At 62.8% G+C, this 17842-nt stretch carries 15 protein-coding genes; 8 read left to right on the forward strand and 7 right to left on the reverse strand.

Annotated elements, in window-relative coordinates; all coding sequences use genetic code 11:
- Positions 1-422 (forward strand): methyl-accepting chemotaxis protein (locus L981_RS16220; protein ID WP_043618190.1); only part of this gene is annotated, 422 nt, incomplete at its 5' end.
- Positions 423-512: 90 nt separating this feature from the next.
- On the opposite strand, the gene L981_RS16225 is transcribed toward L981_RS16220, so the two are convergent.
- Positions 513-779 carry a hypothetical protein gene (locus tag L981_RS16225; RefSeq protein WP_156134120.1) on the reverse strand — a complete coding sequence of 89 codons (267 nt, stop codon included), beginning with the start codon at positions 777-779 and terminating at the stop codon, positions 513-515.
- Positions 780-805: 26 nt separating this feature from the next.
- On the opposite strand from L981_RS16225, the gene L981_RS16230 reads away from it, so the two are divergent.
- Positions 806-1687: a LysR family transcriptional regulator gene (locus L981_RS16230; protein ID WP_043618194.1), complete on the forward strand. Its 882-nt coding sequence runs from the start codon at positions 806-808 to the stop codon at positions 1685-1687.
- A gap of 67 nt (positions 1688-1754) precedes the next feature.
- On the opposite strand, the gene L981_RS16235 is transcribed toward L981_RS16230, so the two are convergent.
- The 3 genes from L981_RS16235 to aceA form a co-directional block, all read right to left on the reverse strand.
- Positions 1755-2864, reverse strand: a complete 1110-nt coding sequence (locus tag L981_RS16235) for a helix-turn-helix transcriptional regulator (protein ID WP_043618197.1) — start codon at positions 2862-2864, stop codon at positions 1755-1757.
- A 254-nt stretch (positions 2865-3118) separates the two neighbouring features.
- The gene (locus L981_RS16240; protein WP_034800815.1) at positions 3119-3358 is read right to left on the reverse strand and encodes a hypothetical protein; all 240 of its coding nucleotides are present in this window, start codon (positions 3356-3358) and stop codon (positions 3119-3121) included.
- 121 nt (positions 3359-3479) lie between these two features.
- Positions 3480-4769, reverse strand: a complete 1290-nt coding sequence (gene aceA / locus L981_RS16245) for an isocitrate lyase (RefSeq protein ID WP_043618202.1) — start codon at positions 4767-4769, stop codon at positions 3480-3482.
- 228 nt (positions 4770-4997) lie between these two features.
- Here aceA and L981_RS16250 point away from each other — a divergent pair, with 228 nt between their 5' ends.
- Positions 4998-6407 carry a short-chain fatty acyl-CoA regulator family protein gene (locus L981_RS16250; protein ID WP_043618204.1) on the forward strand — a complete coding sequence of 470 codons (1410 nt, stop codon included), beginning with the start codon at positions 4998-5000 and terminating at the stop codon, positions 6405-6407.
- Here the strand turns inward: L981_RS16250 and L981_RS16255 are convergent.
- A complete protein-coding gene (locus tag L981_RS16255; RefSeq protein ID WP_043618207.1) occupies positions 6401-7369 on the reverse strand; it encodes a fatty acid desaturase family protein in 969 nt (322 codons plus the stop codon). The two genes, L981_RS16250 and L981_RS16255, sit on opposite strands and share 7 nt — an antisense overlap.
- 335 nt (positions 7370-7704) lie before the next feature.
- Between L981_RS16255 and L981_RS16260 the strand changes: the two genes are divergently transcribed.
- The 4 genes from L981_RS16260 to L981_RS16275 all read left to right on the forward strand — a co-directional run bounded on the left by L981_RS16260 (position 7705) and on the right by L981_RS16275 (position 11784).
- Positions 7705-8799, forward strand: a complete 1095-nt coding sequence (locus tag L981_RS16260) for a polyamine ABC transporter substrate-binding protein (RefSeq protein WP_043618210.1) — start codon at positions 7705-7707, stop codon at positions 8797-8799.
- Between the two features lie 104 nt (positions 8800-8903).
- Complete coding sequence (locus tag L981_RS16265; RefSeq protein ID WP_043618396.1) at positions 8904-10046, forward strand: ABC transporter ATP-binding protein; 1143 nt, start codon at positions 8904-8906, stop codon at positions 10044-10046.
- 4 nt (positions 10047-10050) lie between these two features.
- A complete protein-coding gene (locus L981_RS16270; protein WP_043618213.1) occupies positions 10051-10962 on the forward strand; it encodes an ABC transporter permease subunit in 912 nt (303 codons plus the stop codon).
- 3 nt (positions 10963-10965) lie between these two features.
- On the forward strand, positions 10966-11784 hold the full coding sequence (locus L981_RS16275) for an ABC transporter permease subunit (protein ID WP_043618216.1): 819 nt from the start codon (positions 10966-10968) through the stop codon (positions 11782-11784).
- A gap of 66 nt (positions 11785-11850) precedes the next feature.
- Here the strand turns inward: L981_RS16275 and L981_RS16280 are convergent, their stop codons facing one another.
- Entirely contained in the window at positions 11851-13668 is a 1818-nt protein-coding gene (locus L981_RS16280) for an AsmA-like C-terminal region-containing protein (RefSeq protein WP_043618219.1), read from the reverse strand.
- Between the two features lie 186 nt (positions 13669-13854).
- On the opposite strand from L981_RS16280, the gene L981_RS16285 reads away from it, so the two are divergent.
- Positions 13855-15807: an acetoacetate--CoA ligase gene (locus L981_RS16285; protein WP_043618222.1), complete on the forward strand. Its 1953-nt coding sequence runs from the start codon at positions 13855-13857 to the stop codon at positions 15805-15807.
- 290 nt (positions 15808-16097) lie between these two features.
- Here the strand turns inward: L981_RS16285 and L981_RS16290 are convergent, their stop codons facing one another.
- Positions 16098-17780: an iron ABC transporter permease gene (locus L981_RS16290; RefSeq protein ID WP_043618225.1), complete on the reverse strand. Its 1683-nt coding sequence runs from the start codon at positions 17778-17780 to the stop codon at positions 16098-16100.
- Positions 17781-17842: the final 62 nt, after the last annotated feature.

The raw sequence follows: 17842 nt of genomic DNA on the forward strand, positions 1-17842 counted from the left end.
AAGCCGGCAAGGGCTTTGCCGTCGTCGCCCAGGAAGTGCGTGAACTGGCGCAGCGCTCGGCGGAGGCCGCGCGTGAGATCAAGGGGCTCATCAACAAGTCGACGAACGAGGTCAATGCCGGTTCGCACCTGGTCAAGGAAACCGGCGAAGTGCTCGCCTCGATCAGCGCCCAGATCGTCACCGTCAGCCAGCATGTCGAGATGATTGCGACCGCAAGCCGGGATCAGGCCGTAGCGCTCAACGAGGTCAATGGCTCGGTCAACCAGATGGACCAGATGACGCAGCAGAACGCCTCGATGGTGGAAGAGGCGACGGCGACGAGCCGCGCGCTCTCAAACCAGGCCGACACGCTGATGATGCTGGTCGAGCAGTTCCGGCTGGAGCCGGCGGCGGAAGACTACGACACCTACCGGGCAGCCTGAGGCGTCCGGCAAAGGGTTTCGCTGGCGGCAGGCAACGTCGCTAGCCGAAAGCACGGCACCCGATGCCGTGCGATATAACAAGGGCAGGGGCTAACATTGCACCGCGTGGCCGCAGGGCTTCGCGGTGCTTTTTTTATCGGCGCCGGAATTTCTCATCCCGTGCCCGGCAAGTCTGGCGGCAAGCGCTGCGATGCTGCGCTTGAGAAAGCCCGGCGGCTTCGGGTCGAAATCCGCGTCCCAGCGGCGGTTCTTGAGCGCCAGATCCACTATGAAGACCATTGCCATCGATTCCATCGTGATGCTCCTTGGTTGATGGGCATCACTTCTTTTATGCAGCAAAACCAGTTTTACATACATTGGATATCGCTCTATGTTTTTCACCGATGAAAGACATGGATTGGGATATCTATCGCTGTTTCATGAGCGTGGCACGCGCCGGCGGGCTCACCGGAGCAGCGCAGGCGCTCGGGTCCAGCCCGGCGACGGTCGGCCGGCGGATGCTGGAGCTTGAGGAACGCACCGGCCGCACGCTGTTTCTGCGCAGCCAGACCGGCTACCAGCTCACCGGCGATGGCGAACTTCTGTTCGAGCAGCTTCAGGAAATGGAATCGGCGGCGCGCCGGGTCGAGAGCTGGCGCCAGGAAGGCGAGGGCGCGACAGTCCGCATCACCGTCGGCACCTGGATCGCCTGGCTGCTGGCGGAGAATTTTCCGGCGCTCTGCACCGAAAGGGACGGCTTCAGCCTGGCGATCACGGTCGGCGAGACACGCGCCAGCCTCGCCTACCGCGAGACCGACATCGGCATCCGCGCCTTCGAGCCGGAGGAGGCCTATCTGGCGGCAAGTCCGGTCGGCGACGTCGCCTATGCCGCCTATCGCCAGAAGAACGCGCCGCCGGGCGCGAGTGCGCGATGGGTGGCCGTCGGCGAGGAGGAGGCGATTTCTGCCTATCTGCGCTGGCCGCACGAGCAGATGAAGGGGGGCTGGGAGGGACGGATCGTCGCCACGGTCACGCGGCCGCGCTCGCTGCTCGATCTCGCACGCGCCGGCGCCGGCTGTGCGGTGCTTCCCTGCTTCGTCGGCGATCTCGATCCGATGCTGGAGCGCGCCGGCGAGGAGATCCCGGCGCTCCGGCACCGGCAATGGATCGTCATGAACAATGAGGACAGGCATCGCAAGGAGATACGAACGGTGGTCGATCGCATGACGAAGCTTTTGCGCAGTCACGTGGATATCTTTGCCGGAAAGCGACCGCGCCGCAGCTGAGACAGGCAAGCCACTGTTGGCTCCGGTTGCAGGGAACGCCGCCGCCTGGGTGCTTCGTGGGTACGGATCAGCGCATCAGCAGCTTGACGAGTGCGGCCTGCGAATTGACCCGGGTCTTGGCATAGATGCTTTTGAGCTGTGTCCGGGTCGTCTCGTAGCTGACGCCGTTGGCCTGCGACATTTCCTTCAGCGTCAGGCCGGCGGCGATGCCGCAGGCAATGCGGATTTCAGCCGGGGTCAGGCCGTAATTGTCCTTCAGATGGTCGTGCCTGAGATCGCCGATGAGCGACGTTGCAGGCTCGATCAGAACCGCAACCGTCGGCCCGTCGAGAAGCTCGGTAAAGATGGTGGCGTTTCGCCGGACCAGGGTAACGCGGAAGGCGCCGTGTTCGGCGGTCCTGACGACGCGCAACTGCGGCTGCGCCGGGGCGCCGACCGGCGAGGCCAGAAGCTCGAGTGCCGCATTGCTTTCCGGTTCGTCCATGAACAGACGGCCGTTGACCGCGATCCGGAACGGCGAGCCGTTCGCCGCCATCCGTTCGGCGTTGTGGTTCATCGAGCGGATGCGCAGATTTTCGCCCACATAGATCACGCCGACGCCGATCGTATCGAGCAGCGTGCGGCCTTCGTGCTGCTCTGCCATCATCAGATCGCGCCGCCGCAGGAAGTCGAAGGCGCGCTTCAGGTGGGGTGCAAGGTGCGTATACTGGTCGGCCGCCTGCTGGTTGAGGTCCTCGTCCGTCGAAGAGGTGCAGGTCGACAGGAGCAAGGTCCGCGTCGGGCTGCGCACGATGGTCACGCCGACCGTGGTCTCGCTGCCGGTCTGGCGCTTCAGCCAGTCATTGTAGAATTCCGATTTCGTCAGCTCCGCGCGCGAGACGATATGCTCTCCCGAGAGGCCGCGCCCCACCGGCACGAGAACCGATTTCGGTATCCAGGGGTTGATCGCCGCAAAGTGATCGTTGAACTGGTCGATGGCATCGGGGGTAAAGCCGGAGACATAGGGCACGCAGGCCGATGGCGACGCGAGGTCATGGTAATGGAGCGCGGAACGCCCGTTGGGCATGGTCGTCGTCAGCCGGTCGAGAAAATCCTGCCAGCCGCAATCGCCAAAGGCGGCGCCGTAGATCAGCTCCGTCAGTTCGGCGGTATCTGCAGGTTTCGTCGAACGATACATGCGTGCCTTTGCCTAAGACAGGTATGCCTAATATAGCCAGGCATCGCAGATTCGATCAACCTGAAATAGCGGAGACAAGCATTCGTTGCGTGCGATACCATCCTGACAACGCAGAATAGCCGGCAAAGCGCCGGCCATTCCAATTTCTCCCACATTCAATCGCTTTCGATATAATCAACCCTTGGTTGCCACAGCTGTGTGGCAGAGCGGTAGCGGCGACAGCAGGATCGCCGCAAACAGCGTTGTGGCGAGCGTCATGGCCGGCCCTGGGTGACGATAACCGGGATCAGCAGGTCGCCCCAGTTGCCTTCGCCGCCGTGGTGGCGGGCCGAGCGCACGAGCTCGACGGAAACGCCGGCATCGACGGCCTTCATCACGGACTGGTTGAGGCGATGCAGGTCGTTGGCGACCATGCGGATTGCCGCCTGCTGGTCCGGGGTCATCGCCGAAGACTGTTCCTCGGCCCGTTCCTTGACGCGTGTCTGGACTGTCATTGGACTTCTCCTTGAGGTTCGAGGCTGGAGCGTGCTTGCGGTTTTCCGCCCGCATCCATTTCATTTACGAGGGGTCGGCAGGAGCGCAGCGGGCAGGGATTGCCACGCTCCCGCCGGGCTTTCACTCTGCGGCCGGGCGGAACTGATCGTGCTCGGTCGATTCCTTCATCGCTGTTGTCGAGGACTGGCCGCCGGTGATCGCCATCGAGACGGCGTCGAAATAGCCGGTGCCGACTTCGCGCTGGTGCTTGGTGGCGGTGTAGCCGTTGACCTCGGCGGCGAATTCCGCCTCCTGCAGCTCCGAATAGGCGGCCATCTGCCGTGCCTTGTAGCCGCGCGCCAGTTCGAACATGCCGAAGTTCAGCTGGTGGAAGCCGGCCAGCGTGATGAACTGGAACTTGTAGCCCATCGCGCCGAGCTCCCGCTGGAACTTGGCGATCGTCGCGTCGTCGAGGTTCTTTTTCCAGTTGAACGACGGCGAGCAATTGTAGGCGAGCAGCTTGCCCGGATGCACCTTGTGCACGCCCTCGGCGAACTTGCGGGCCTGCTCGAGGTCCGGCTTCGAGGTTTCGCACCAGATGAGGTCGCAATGCGGCGCATAGGCGACCGCGCGGGCGATGCAGGGCTCAAGCCCGTTCTTCACCTGGTAGAAGCCTTCGACCGTGCGCCCGGCGTCGTAATCGACGAAGGGGCGATCGCGCTCGTCGATATCGGAGGTCAAGAGCTTGGCCGCTTCCGCATCGGTGCGGGCGATGACCAGCGTCGGCGTTCCCATGACGTCGGCGGCAAGCCGGGCCGCGTTCAGATTGCGGATATGGGCCGCCGTCGGGATCAGCACCTTGCCACCGAGATGGCCGCACTTCTTTTCAGACGCAAGCTGGTCCTCGTAGTGGACGCCGGCAGCCCCTGCCTCGATGAAGGCCTTCATGATCTCGAAGGCGTTGAGAGGGCCGCCGAAGCCGGCTTCGGCGTCCGCGACGATCGGTGCGAACCAGGTGTCGACCGAAAGGCCTTTGCCTTCGGAGGTCTCGATCTGGTCGGCGCGCTGCAGCGTGCGCATGATGCGCTTGGCAAGCTCAGGCGCGGCATTGGCCGGATAGAGCGACTGGTCCGGATACATGGCCGAAGCGGTGTTGGCATCGGCCGCAACCTGCCAGCCGGAGAGATAGATGGCCTTCAGGCCGGCGCGGACCATCTGCATGGCCTGGTTGCCGGAGAGCGCGCCGAGCGCGTTGACGAAGTCGTCCTCGTGAATGAGTTTCCACAAGCGGTTCGCGCCCATTTCGGCCAGCGAATAGCGGATTTCGACCGACCCGCGCAGCCGCTTCACGGTCTCTGCGGTGTAGGGGCGATCGACGCCATCGAAGCGGCCTTGCGGTGCGCTGGGGACGAGCTTGTAAAAATCAGTCATTACTTCCTCCTGTCAAAATCAAACACCCATTCGACTTTTGTCGTATGGCGCCTTGTGTTTAGAGTTCATGTGACAGTTTTTACATTGCGCTGCAGTATTCGGCTATTGGAAACAATGAACTGTTGAGATCAAAAGGGTTATCTTGTCTTGCCTTTGACAAGGTGACGAAGTAAATTTGTAAAAAATGTAAAGCGCTCTGGGTCGCGCGGATTGTAAAGGTAGTTACAAATGGCCGAGAACAAGATCTTTGCCGGTCCGCGGGTCAGGCGCATTCGCAATGGCCTGTCGCTGACCCAGACGGCCATGGCCGAGGCGCTGGGCATCTCGCCGTCCTACCTCAATCTGATCGAGCGAAACCAGCGGCCGCTGACGGTGCAACTGCTTTTGAAGCTTGCCTCGGTCTACAAGGTCGATCTCGACGAATTGCAGGGCGAAACCGGCGGCAGCCTCACGCAATTGCGCGAGGTTTTCGCCGATCCGCTGCTGTCGGCCGAGTTGCCGGGAGAGCAGGAGCTGATCGAGGTGGCGGAAGCTGCCCCCAATGCCGCCGGCGGCGTCGTCAAGCTCTATCGCGCCTATCGCGAACAGGCCTCACGCCTCAAGGATCTGGCGGACCTTCTGGCGGGGCAGGGGCACATGGAGGCGCTTTCGGGTACGCGGCTGCCGATGGACGAGGTGCGCGAAACCTTCGAGGGGCGGCCGAATTATTTCGCCGGCATCGAGGCGGCGGCGGAAGCCTTCCACGAGGCGCTGTCGCCGGGTGACGATCTGATCGGCGCGCTCAAGGCCTGGCTGAAGAAGGAGCACGGCCTCGTCGTGCGCAGCCTGCCGGTGCACGCCATGCCGAACCTGCGCCGTCGCTTCGACAGGCACTCCATGCGCCTCTTCGTCTCCGAGCGGCTGTCGCCCTACGACCAGTTGCGCGAGATCGCCATGGAGGCCGTGTCGATTGCCTGTCATGAGGCGATCACGGCGGAGCTTGGGATGTTAAGGCTCTCGACGGCCGAAGCGCGCCGAATCGCTCGCTTCGAGCTGGCGCGCTATGGCGCGCACGCGCTGATGATGCCCTATGCCGCTTTCCTTGCCGCCGCGCAGCGGGCGAAGTACGACATCGATGTCCTGCGCGCTCGCTTCCAGGTCTCGTTCGAGCAGGCCGCCAACCGGCTGACCATGCTGCAGCGCCCGGGTGCCCAGGGGTTGCCGTTCTTCCTGATGGAAATCGACAATGCCGGCCACCGGTTGCGGCGGGCCGGCGCATCGGGCTTTCCGCAGGCGAAATTCGGTGGTGGCTGTCCGAAGCTCAATATCCACGCCGCCTTCTCGGTGCCGGGGCAGGTCCTGGTCGATCGTGTCGAAATGCCCGACGGTGCCGCGTTCCTGACGGTGGCGCGCACGCTGGAGGGGCCGCAGGCGGCGTTCCATGAGCGCGTCCGGCGCACGGCGCTTCTTCTTGGCTGCGAGGCGTCGGTTGCCGACGAGACCGTCTATGGAGCCGCGCTGCCGCCGGCAATCGCGATCGGTGCCGCCTGCCGGCTCTGCGAGCGTCAGGGCTGTCTGGCACGCGCCGAGCCGCCGGTCACCCGGCCGCTCGGCCTCGACGAAATGGCGACGGGGCTCAGCGTCTTCGATTTTCAGTAGCTGACGGGGTGCTGGTTGGGCAGAAGCGGCGCATTCACCGCGAAGCATTCTGCCGGCAGTCCCGTCGTGTAGCCGCGGGTGATGTGCGCCTTGTCGGCATAGGCCGTGTTGCGCATCAGGAGCGCGTGCAGTTCCGGCAAATTGTAGAACGGTACGCCCGGATAGAGATGGTGCTCCAGGTGGTAGTTGATGTTGTGGGGTGCGAAGAACAGCTTCTCCCAGGCATGCGGATAGACGGTGCGTGAACTCGTCAGTTCATCGCTGTAGTCCATACTGCCGAAATGCTCGGCGACGCTGCGTATATAAAGGAACAGGCAGAAGAAGGTGAGGAACGGCACCACCCAGTAGAGCGCCACTTCCCGCCAGATGCCGAAGAACGTGAAGATCGCGGCGGCGGCGACGTAGAAGCCGATGCGCAGCAGCTTGTACTGAAGCGTCGAGCGATCGTTCTTCCCCATGCGCTTGGCCATGTGCAGCATGTCGCGCAGCGAATTGATCGCGACGAGATAGCCGAGCAGTTGCGTGATGCCGCGCGCGACCTTTTGCGGAAAGGTGAATTGCGGCATGCCGAGCTTCGCCGTCCAGTCCGGATCCTCGTCGGTATTGGCATGCTGATGGTGGGCGAGATGGTTCTGGCGATAGCCGTCGACGGTGGCCAGCACCGGCCAGGCGAGCAACAGGTCGCTCATCCAGTCGCTGAGTTTCCGGTTGCGGATGATGCGGTAGTGCGCAGCCTCGTGGATCATGCAGCCGAGCGCATGCATGCGTCCGGCAATCAGCACCACGGCAACGAGGTAGACGAGGAGGTTGCCGAAATACTCGCTGACGGCGATGGCTGATGCGATCAACGCCCAGTCGAATGCGATTGCCGCAAGGGCCTTTCGCGGCTCGAGCACCGACAGGCGCTTCAACTGCTTCGGATCGACCCTGCGGCTCTTCCCGCCGACGACCTGCTCACCCATGACGACACCTGAGATCCTTCACCGCTACTGTCGGGAAAATCGCATGGCGATCATGGTTAATCAATCGTAAATGGCGGTCCGTACAGAGGCGGCAAAGCTATGGTTAACGGTGCCGCCGCGGCCGGGTCGAGGACGACAGGCTGGAAGCCAGCCGCCATAAGTGCCCGTTTTTCTTCGACTTGTGAAACTGACGGGCTCACAGGGCGGCGCTTCTTATCGGCACGAAAGCGCTTGAGGTTATCGAGAAAGATGCCTAACCTCCGGCCTGAACGAAGCGGATTGGAGGGTGTCCCGGTGTGCCGGGCCCGATACGAAAAAACCAAGAGGGGAGTTGTATGTCCAAGCTCATCGTCACAACCCTGGCGGCAGCCGTTCTGGCCGGCTCGACCATGCTGGCCTCCGCGCAGGAGCGCGTGGTCAACGTCTACAACTGGTCGGACTATATCGACAGCAGCATTCTGGAAGATTTCACCAAGGAGACCGGCATCAAGGTCGTCTACGACGTCTTCGACAGCAACGAGATCCTGGAGACGAAGCTGCTTGCCGGGGGCTCCGGCTACGACGTGGTGGTGCCGACGGCAACCTTCCTGCAGCGGCAGATCGCCGCGGGCGTGTTCCAGAAGCTCGACAAGTCGAAGCTGCCGAACCTTTCCAACATGTGGGATGTGATCATGGAGCGTACGGCCAAGTACGATCCGGGCAACGACTATGCCATCGACTACATGTGGGGCACGACCGGCATCGGCTACAACGTCGACAAGATGAAGGCGATCCTCGGTACCGACGAGAAGCCTAACTGGGACGTCATCTTCAAGCCGGAACTGGCGGCGAAGTTCAAGGATTGCGGCATCCACATCCTCGATTCCCCGACCGACGTCATGCCTTCGGCGCTTGCCTATCTCGGCCTCAATCCGGATAGCCACGAGGCGGCCGATCTGGAAAAGGCCGCTGAGCTGCTGGCGAGCATCCGTCCCAACGTGCGCAAGTTCCATTCGTCGGAATACATCAATGCGCTTGCCAACGGCGACATCTGCCTTGCAATCGGCTTTTCCGGCGACGTCTTCCAGGCCCGCGACCGTGCGGCCGAAGCCAAGGCCGGTGTGACCGTCGACTACGCGATCCCGTCCCAGGGCGCGCAGATGTGGTTCGACATGCTTGCGATCCCGGCTGATGCACCGCACGTCGAGGAGGCGCACGCCTTCCTCAACTACATGATGAAGCCCGAAGTCGTGGCCAAGGCATCGAACTACGTCTTCTACGCCAACGGCAATAAGGCCTCGCAGCAGTTTCTTGACAAGGCTGTTTTGGAAGACAGCGCCATCTATCCGTCGGACGAGGTGATGCAGAAACTGTTCACGGTGACGCCCTTCGAGGCGAAAGAACAGAGGGTGTTGACCCGACTCTGGACAAAGGTCGTAACCGGCCAGTAAGAGCGGAAAACGAATTGCCCGGACCTCAAAATCCGGGCAATTTTCTTAAGGGGGCACCGGGGAAAACGAGAGTGCCCATCGGCTGTATCATTCGGGGATAGATGATGAAGTCTCTCGGCAGTATCCGGCGGTCCTTTGCCCCTTGGGCGGATCCCGCTTCCAAGCCATTCATTTCCTTCAAGAACGTGACCAAGCGGTTCGGCGATTTCACCGCCGTCGACGACCTTTCGCTGGATATCTACACGCGCGAGTTCTTTGCGCTGCTGGGTGCGTCCGGCTGCGGAAAGTCGACGCTTCTGCGCATGCTCGCCGGCTTCGAACAGCCGACGTCGGGCGAGATCATCCTCGACGGGCAGAGCCTGGCCGGAATTCCGCCCTACAAGCGTCCGGTCAACATGATGTTCCAGTCCTACGCGCTCTTCCCGCATATGAACGTGGAGAAGAACATCGCCTTCGGCCTGAAGCAGGATGGCATGCCGAAGGCGGATATTGCCGAGCGCGTCGCCCAGATGCTGAAGCTGGTGAAGCTCGAGAAGTTCTCCCAGCGCAAGCCGCACCAACTTTCAGGCGGTCAGCGCCAGCGCGTCGCGCTTGCCCGCTCGCTCGCCAAGCGGCCGAAGGTGCTGCTCCTCGACGAACCGCTCGGCGCGCTCGACAAGAAGCTGCGCGAGGAAACCCAGTTCGAACTGATGGATCTGCAGCAGGAACTCGGCCTCACCTTCGTCGTCGTCACCCACGACCAGGAAGAGGCGATGACCATGGCCGACCGCATCGCGGTGATGAGCCACGGCAAGGTCATCCAGGTGGCGACCCCTGCCGAAATCTACGAGGCGCCGAACTCGCGCTTCGTCGCGGACTTCATCGGCGACGTCAACATTTTCGAGGGCGCGGTCTCCGGGGCCGAGGGCGGTTATGTGCGCCTTGAAGGCACGAACGGCTTCCCCATCCGCATGGCATCGCCCGAGACGCCGGCTGCCGGCGGCAAGTCGGCCGTCGCCGTCCGCCCGGAAAAGATCCGCGTCAGCCGTCAGGCGCCGGCCCATGCGCCCGTCAACGCCGTTCAGGGCGAGATCTGGGATATCGGCTATCTCGGCGACATGACCGTCTTCCACGTACGCCTGAAGGATGGACGCGTGATCAAGGCGTCGTCGCTGAATGCGGTGCGCGCGGTCGAGGATCCGCTCGGCTACGACCAGGAGGTCTGGGTTTCCTTCGGCGAAGACGCCGGTGTCGTTCTGAAGGATTGAGGCCATGACCCGTGTCGCATCCGCTCTTTTCAGCCGCCTCGTCATCATCATCCCCTATGCTTGGCTGCTGTTTTTCTTTCTGATCCCGTTCTTCATCGTCTTCCGCATCTCGCTGTCGCAGACGGCGGTGGCGATGCCGCCCTACACGCCGGTCTTCGATCTCTTCGGTGGCTTGTCCGGCATCCTTGAAAAGGCGAAAGAGTTCTCGTTCGACAACTACGTCTGGCTGACGGAGGATGTCCTCTACTTCAACGCCTATGTCTCGAGCGTCATCATCGCGGCGGTTTCGACCGTGCTGACGCTGCTGATCGCCTATCCGGTTGCCTACGGCATGGCGAAGGCGCCGAAGACCATTCGCCCGACGTTGCTGATGCTCGTGATCCTGCCGTTCTGGACGAGCTTCCTGATCCGCGTCTACGCCTGGATCGCGATCCTGAAACCCGAAGGGTTGCTCAACCAGTTCCTGCTGAGCATCAACGTCATCGACCAGCCGCTGATCATCCTCAACACCAATTGGGCGATCTACATCGGCATCGTCTATTCCTACCTGCCGTTCATGGTGCTGCCGATCTATTCGTCGCTCGAGAAGATGGATCACACCCTGACAGAGGCGGCACTCGACCTCGGCTGCACGCCGTTTACCGCCTTCTGGCGCGTGACCTTCCCGATGTCGCTGGCGGGCGTCGTCGCCGGCTGCCTGCTGGTCTTCATCCCTGCCGTCGGCGAATTCGTTATCCCCGACCTGCTCGGCGGTTCGGAGACGTTGATGATCGGCAAGACGCTCTGGAACGAGTTCAATGCCAACCGCGACTGGCCGGTTTCCTCGGCCGTGGCGACGATCCTGCTTCTGATCCTGGTGTTACCGATCGTCTACTTCCAGAACGCCCAGGCCAAAGCCGACAGCGAGGGGAGGTAGGACATGGGCAACTGGTCACGCTTCAACATCGCCTCGATCGTGCTCGGCTTTGGCTTCCTCTACCTGCCGATCGTGCTTCTGGTGATCTTCTCCTTCAACGAATCGAAACTCGTCACCGTCTGGGCCGGGTTTTCGACCAAGTGGTACGCGCAGCTCTGGCACAATCAGGCGCTGCTCGATGCCGCCTGGGTGACGATCCGCGTAGCGCTGATCTCTGCGACCTTCGCCACCGTGCTCGGTACGCTCGCGGCTTTGGCGCTCGTCCGCTACACCCGCTTCCGTGGCCGAATGCTGTTTTCCGGCATGGTCTATGCGCCGCTCGTCATGCCCGAGGTGATCACCGGCCTGTCGTTGCTGTTGCTATTCGTTGCCATCGGTCTCGACCGCGGCTTCTGGACGATCACGCTGGCGCACATCACCTTCACCATGTGCTTCGTTGCCGTTGTGGTGCAGTCGCGGTTGCTCAGCTTCGACCGGTCGATCGAAGAGGCGGCTCTCGATCTCGGCGCCACGCCGGTGACGACCTTCTTCTCGATCACCCTTCCGGTCATTGCGCCCGCGGTGTTTTCCGGCTGGGTTCTCGCCTTCACGCTGTCGCTGGACGATCTGGTGATCTCGAGCTTCACCACGGGACCGGGCGCCACGACGCTGCCGATGAAGATCTACAGCCAGGTGCGGCTGGGCGTGACGCCGGAAATCAACGCGATCTGCACCATTCTCATCGGCGTGGTCGCGATCGGCGTGGTGGTTGCCTCTGTTGTCACCAAGCAGCGCGAAGCGCAACGCGAACGGGACGAGCGGGCCGCCTTCGCCCAGTCCTGATCCGCTGCGCCATCGCCAAGGCCCGTTTATGAAACCAGCGGCCGGTGTCCCTGACACCGGCCGTTTTCAGTTGGGTTCGCCGAGAACCGACAGGGGCGAGATCACCGCATTCGGCCAGGAACCGCCGACGAAGAAACGCAGCCTTTGCCCGGCGTTCAGCGTGTCGATGTAGGTGCCCGCAAGCGCCAGGCTGCCGCTGCGATAGGGAATGACGCCGTTGACCGAGAGATTGCCGGTCTGGCCGGCAAAGAGCGCCCGGTTGAGCCGCGCCGACCCTTCCTCGAAGCTGGCTTCGATGTCCGCCGTCTGGAAGGCGAAGTTGCCGTCGCTCGCCTGCGACAGCGAAAAGAATTCGCCGGCCCGCACAAGGTTCGCAAAGGCATTAGCGTCGAAGCCGGTGAGGTTGCCATTGGCAAGCGAAAGTCTGATGCGGCCGGAAGCCTCGGCCACCTGCGCGCGCCAGAACGGGTGTTGCGTCGTAAGGTCCAGATTGACATTGCCCCGGCCGGTTGGGATCGGGCCGGTGAAGCCGAAGTCTGCAAGGGCTGCAGCAAGGTCGGCATTTTTCAGCACCAGTTCCAGCCTGCCGCCGCCGGCCAGACCCTCTTCCGAAGCGGCGAGCCGGCCGCTGAGCCGGCCATTGGCATAGGTGCTGTCGGCGACGTTGACGGAGGCGTGCCCGTGATCGAAGATGACCCCGGCGGCGAGATCTTCGAGCCGCAGCGGGCCGACCAGCGCCTCCTGCGCCGACAGCCGCACATCAGCACGCCAGCTGCGCATGAACGCATCGCCGAGTTGTTGCCTGAGTTCGTCCGGCTCCAGCGGGTCGATGAACGGCTGCAGTCCGTTGAGATCGATGCGGTCGAAGGCGAGCGTGCCTTCGACGCGGTGGGTATCATCGATCGGCGTGGAGATGTCGAGGATGCCGGTCGCGTTGGCGCCGCCGAGCGTCAGATGAAGTTCGTCGAGCTTCAGCGAGGCCTTGCCGCTGGTGATGTTGGCACTCAGGCTGAAGCCGCTGTCCGGCAGGGTGCCTGCCGCCTTGCCCCTGTACCAGGCGGCAAGGGCCTGCAGTGAGGCCGTCGAAACCTGCAGCCGTCCCGCGGCGGCCGGTGTCTGGGAGAGATTGCCGTTGCCTTCGAACGAGAGATTGACCGCCGCCGAGGATAGCGACGTCTTCAGTGCCGCGTTGCGGCCCGTCAGCAGCATCAGCGGTTCGTTGCATTCGAGCGTCCAGGCCACCACCTGTCCGGCAAGGGTGCCGGAAAGCCGGGCGCTGAGCTGCTTGGTGAACGACGGCCAGGAGACGGTTCCGGATATGCCGGAAAATTCCCGTGTCTGGTTGGTGACGAGGTCGATGATCTGCAGGCGGCCGTTTTCGACTGTGATGTCGCCGAACGGCGTATCCTTGTCGGCGGCCTGCACGTCCGGCGTATTCAGCCAGTGCGGCCGCCGCCAGTTAAGTGTGCCGTCCGTGCGCCGCTCGAGCGTGACGACCGGCTCAACCAGCCGGACATCATGCAGCGCCGGCGTGCCGTCGATCGCCGAGAACAGGCTGAACGTCGCGGTTATGCTGCCGATATGCGCGAGCTTGCGGGACGATCCGTCCGTCGTTTCGATCGTCGCCGAGCGGAGCGTCAGCGTCGGTTCCGGCCAGAAGCTGATCTCGGGATTCCCCGCGATCCGACTTTTGCCGCCAGACCAGGCATCCAGCATGTGTTCTACGGTCGGGCGCACGTTGGTGGTCGAAATCAGCAGAGGCAGGACGGCGTTGTAGCCGGCTGCAAGCCCGACGCCGATTGCGGCCGGCCACAGGAAATGGCGGCGCCGCAGCCGCGACAACAGGCGTATGTCGCGCATCATATGCAGAAATTTACGTCTCATGTCCGCCTGGTCGCCGTCGCTTGGGTCACGTGAGCTTGGATAGGCCTTCGGTCTTCAGAAATCAAATGCGACGGACAGGCAACAGACAGGTAAATGTCGTCCACGCGATGACGAGGCGCTTGCCGGTGCTGTTTATTTTGCGATGCAGCATGGTATAGAGGGCATGGAGCAGGAGTGGAGGAAAGCATGCACGCAGAGCAGCCGTTGTGGGTTCCGGGTCCGGAAATCCTTGCGCATAGCCCCATGGCCGAATTCATCGCCTGGAGCAGCAAACGCTTCGGCAGGACTTTTGCGGATTATGATGCTTTCCACGCCTGGTCGGTGGCCGAGCGCGGCGACTTCTGGACCGCGGTCTGGGAACACTGCGGCGTCATCGGCGAACGCGGCGCGACAGCCCTCGTCAACGGCGACCGCATGCTCGATGCCCGCTTCTTCCCGGAGGCGAAGCTGAACTTTGCCGAGAACCTTCTTCGCGAGACCGGCGACGGCGACGCGCTCGTCTTCCGCGGTGAAGACAAGGTCGACTATCGCCTCTCGTGGGACGAACTTCGCGCGCTGGTATCGCGCCTGCAGCAGGCGCTGAAGGCTGAAGGTATCGGCCCTGGCGACCGCGTTGCAGCGATGATGCCGAACATGCCCGAGACCATCGCCTTGATGTTGGCGACCGCCTCGATCGGCGCGATCTGGTCGTCCTGTTCTCCCGATTTCGGCGAGCAGGGCGTTCTTGATCGTTTCGGCCAGATCACGCCGAAGCTGTTCATCAGCTGCGACGGCTATTGGTACAATGGCAAGCGCCAGGACGTCGACGCCAAGGTTCGCGCGGTCTCCAAGGCGCTTGGCGTGCCGGCGCTGATCGTTCCCTATGCCGGCGACAGCGCGGCACTCGCGGCCTCGATCGAGGGTGGCGCGACGCTCGACGATTTCATCGCACCGTTTGCGGCAGCAACTCTGACCTTCGAGCGCTTGCCTTTCGGTCATCCGCTCTATGTGCTGTTTTCCTCGGGCACGACGGGCGTTCCCAAATGCATCGTGCATTCGGCCGGCGGCACGCTTCTGCAGCACCTGAAGGAGCATCGTTTCCACTGCGGCCTTCGTCGCGGCGAAAAGCTCTTCTATTTCACCACCTGCGGCTGGATGATGTGGAACTGGCTGGTGTCGGGCCTGGCCGTCGGCGCCACCCTCTGCCTGTTCGACGGCTCGCCCTTCTATCCCGACGGCAACGTGCTCTTCGACTATGCCGCGGCCGAGAAGTTCGCGGTGTTCGGCACCTCGGCGAAATACATCGACGCCGTGCGCAAGGGCGGCTTCGTCCCGGCCAACACGCATGATCTCTCCACCCTTCGGCTATTGACCTCGACCGGTTCGCCGCTGTCGCCGGAAGGCTTCTCCTTCGTCTACGAGGGCATCAAGTCGGACGTCCAGCTTGCCTCGATCTCGGGCGGTACCGACATCGTTTCCTGCTTCGTCCTCGGCAACCCGCTGAAGCCGGTCTGGCGCGGCGAGATCCAGGGGCCGGGTCTTGGTCTCGCGATCGACGTCTGGAACGACGAAGGGCAATCGGTGCGCGGTGAGAAGGGGGAACTCGTCTGCACCAAGGCCTTCCCGTCGATGCCGGTGATGTTCTGGAACGACCCTGAAGGCGCGAAGTATCGCGCCGCCTATTTCGAGCGTTTCGACAATGTCTGGTGCCATGGCGACTTCGCCGAATGGACAGAACATGGCGGCATCATCATCCACGGGCGATCGGACGCAACCTTGAACCCCGGCGGGGTGCGCATCGGCACGGCGGAGATCTATAATCAGGTCGAGCAGATGGAGGAGGTCGCAGAGGCGCTCTGCATCGGGCAGGACTGGGAAGACGACGTGCGCGTCGTTCTCTTCGTTCGCCTTGCCGCCGGCGTTACCCTGACCGACGACCTGACCAAGGCGATCAAGAACCGCATCCGCGTCGGCGCCTCGCCGCGCCATGTGCCGGCAAAGGTGATCGCGGTCGCCGATATCCCGCGCACGAAGTCCGGCAAGATCGTCGAGCTTGCCGTCCGCGATGTCGTGCATGGCCGTCCGGTGAAGAACAAGGAGGCGCTCGCCAACCCGGAAGCGCTCGATCTTTATGCTGGACTGGATGCCCTTAAAAATTGAGGGCGCGTTAACGGATTCGCGTCGTTGGAATTAACCAAGGCTTCAGACTTGCTGAAAAATCCCTAAAATTGCGGATCCGGCGGGTAAGGTCTTGTTAAGGATTGGGGGCGCATGGTCATGCCAACTTGAGGCCGATCGATGTTGGATCGGCGTTCGGCAGAGATGCCGTCGCAGACATGACGTCGTTACTTCTCGAGCGATTGTTGGTTTAGCATTCAACTATCGAGGTGGCCTCCCAGCCACCTTTTTTTTATGCGTTTCTCGTCTGCCCGGGCCTTGCTGAACGAGGCTCAGGAGCGGCGCTCAAGCGACCGCGACACGAGGATGACCGGGATCATGCCGGCGACAACGATGATCATCGCGGCGACTGAAGCGTCTTCGACCTTGGCCCGGGACGCGTCCTCATAGACGAGCGTCGCCAGCGTGTTGAAGTTGAAGGGCCTGAGCATGATCGTCGCCGAAAGCTCCTTCATCGTCTCGATGAAGACGAGGAGCGCGGCGGTCAGCACCGCCGGGCGCATCATCGGCAGAAGGACGGTGCGCAGGGTCTGGCCGCCGGTGCGGCCGAGCGCGCGCGCCGCCATGTCGAGATGCGGCGAAAGCTTCTGGAAACCGGCTTCGAGCGAGCCCTCGGCCATGGTGAGGAAGCGCACGCTGCAGGCGTAGATGATCGCAAAACCGGTGCCGGTCATCATCAGCCCAGTGGAAACACCGAACGTATCGCGCATGCCGGCATCGATGATGTTGTCGAGAGCGGCCAGTGGGAAGAGCACGCCGATCGCAAGAACGGTGCCTGGCACGCCATAGCCGAAGGAGGCGAGGCGCCCGGCGATGTCGCTCACCCGCGAATGTCCCGTGCGCGCCGCATAGGCGAGCACGAAACCAAGCAGAACGGTAACCGTTGCGGTGGCGCCCGAAACGAGGATGCTGTGGAACAGCGCGTTGAGCAGCCGCGGCTCGATGAACTGGTCAATGCGCTTGAGCGCAAAATTGCCGAGGATCAGCACGGGAACGGCAAAGCCTGAAAGCACCGGCAGCAGGCAGGCGACCATGGCGGCCCACTTCTTCCAGCCGGACAGCGCGAGCCGGGCGGCGTCGTGGACGGCGGATGTCGTCTTCTGGCTGGAGAAGCGCTGGCGCCGACGCGCGGCCCGCTCGATCATCATCAGGCCGATGACGAAGACCAGCATGATGCAGGCGATCTGTGCAGCGCCCGCAAGGCTGCCGCGGTTGAGCCAGGTGTCGAAGATCGAGAAGGTCAGCGTCTGCACGCCGAGGAATTCGACCGCACCGATGTCGTTCAGAGTTTCCATCGCCACCAGCGTCAGGCCGATCATGATGGCCGGGCGGGCCATCGGGATCTGGATGCGGAAGAAGACCTTGAGCGGCCCGGCACCGAGCGTGCGCGCGACATCGGCGGCGGCACGCCCCTGCATCAGGAACATCGAGCGGCAGGCGAGATAGATATAGGGATAGAGAACCGAGCTCAGCACCAGCACGGCGCCGCCGAGCGAGCGGATATCCGGAAACCAGTAGTCACGGCTCGTCTTGAAGCCGAAGATCGCGCGGATCAGTCCCTGCACCGGCCCGGTAAAGGTGAAAAGCTCACCGAATGCATAGGCCGCGAGATAGGCGGGGATTGCGAGGGGCAAGACCAGAGCGGCTGACAGGAAGCGTCGCAGCGGAAACTCGCAGCTCGCGACAAGCCAGGCGGTGAGAATGCCGACGAAGGCGGTCGCGGCACCCGTCAGCGAGATCAAGAGCAGCGTGCGCCCGGTGGCGCGCGGAATGACGTTCTGCATCAGATGCGGCCAGTCGCCGCCGCCGCCCGAGATCGCCAGCCAGGCGATCGCGACGATCGGCATCAGCACGATGAGCGATGTCAATCCGGCCCAGGTCGCCAGCAGGGGATGCGAAAGACCGGTTCCGGCACGCGCATGGCGGCGCTTGATGCTCTGAGATGTGGACTGCAATCGATCGATTCCGCGGCATGACGGCAGGACATGGCCAGTGGCGGCCAGCAAACTGGCCACCA

It is taken from the genome of Ensifer sp. ZNC0028, from assembly GCF_000799055.1.
Lineage (GTDB): Bacteria > Pseudomonadota > Alphaproteobacteria > Rhizobiales > Rhizobiaceae > Ensifer.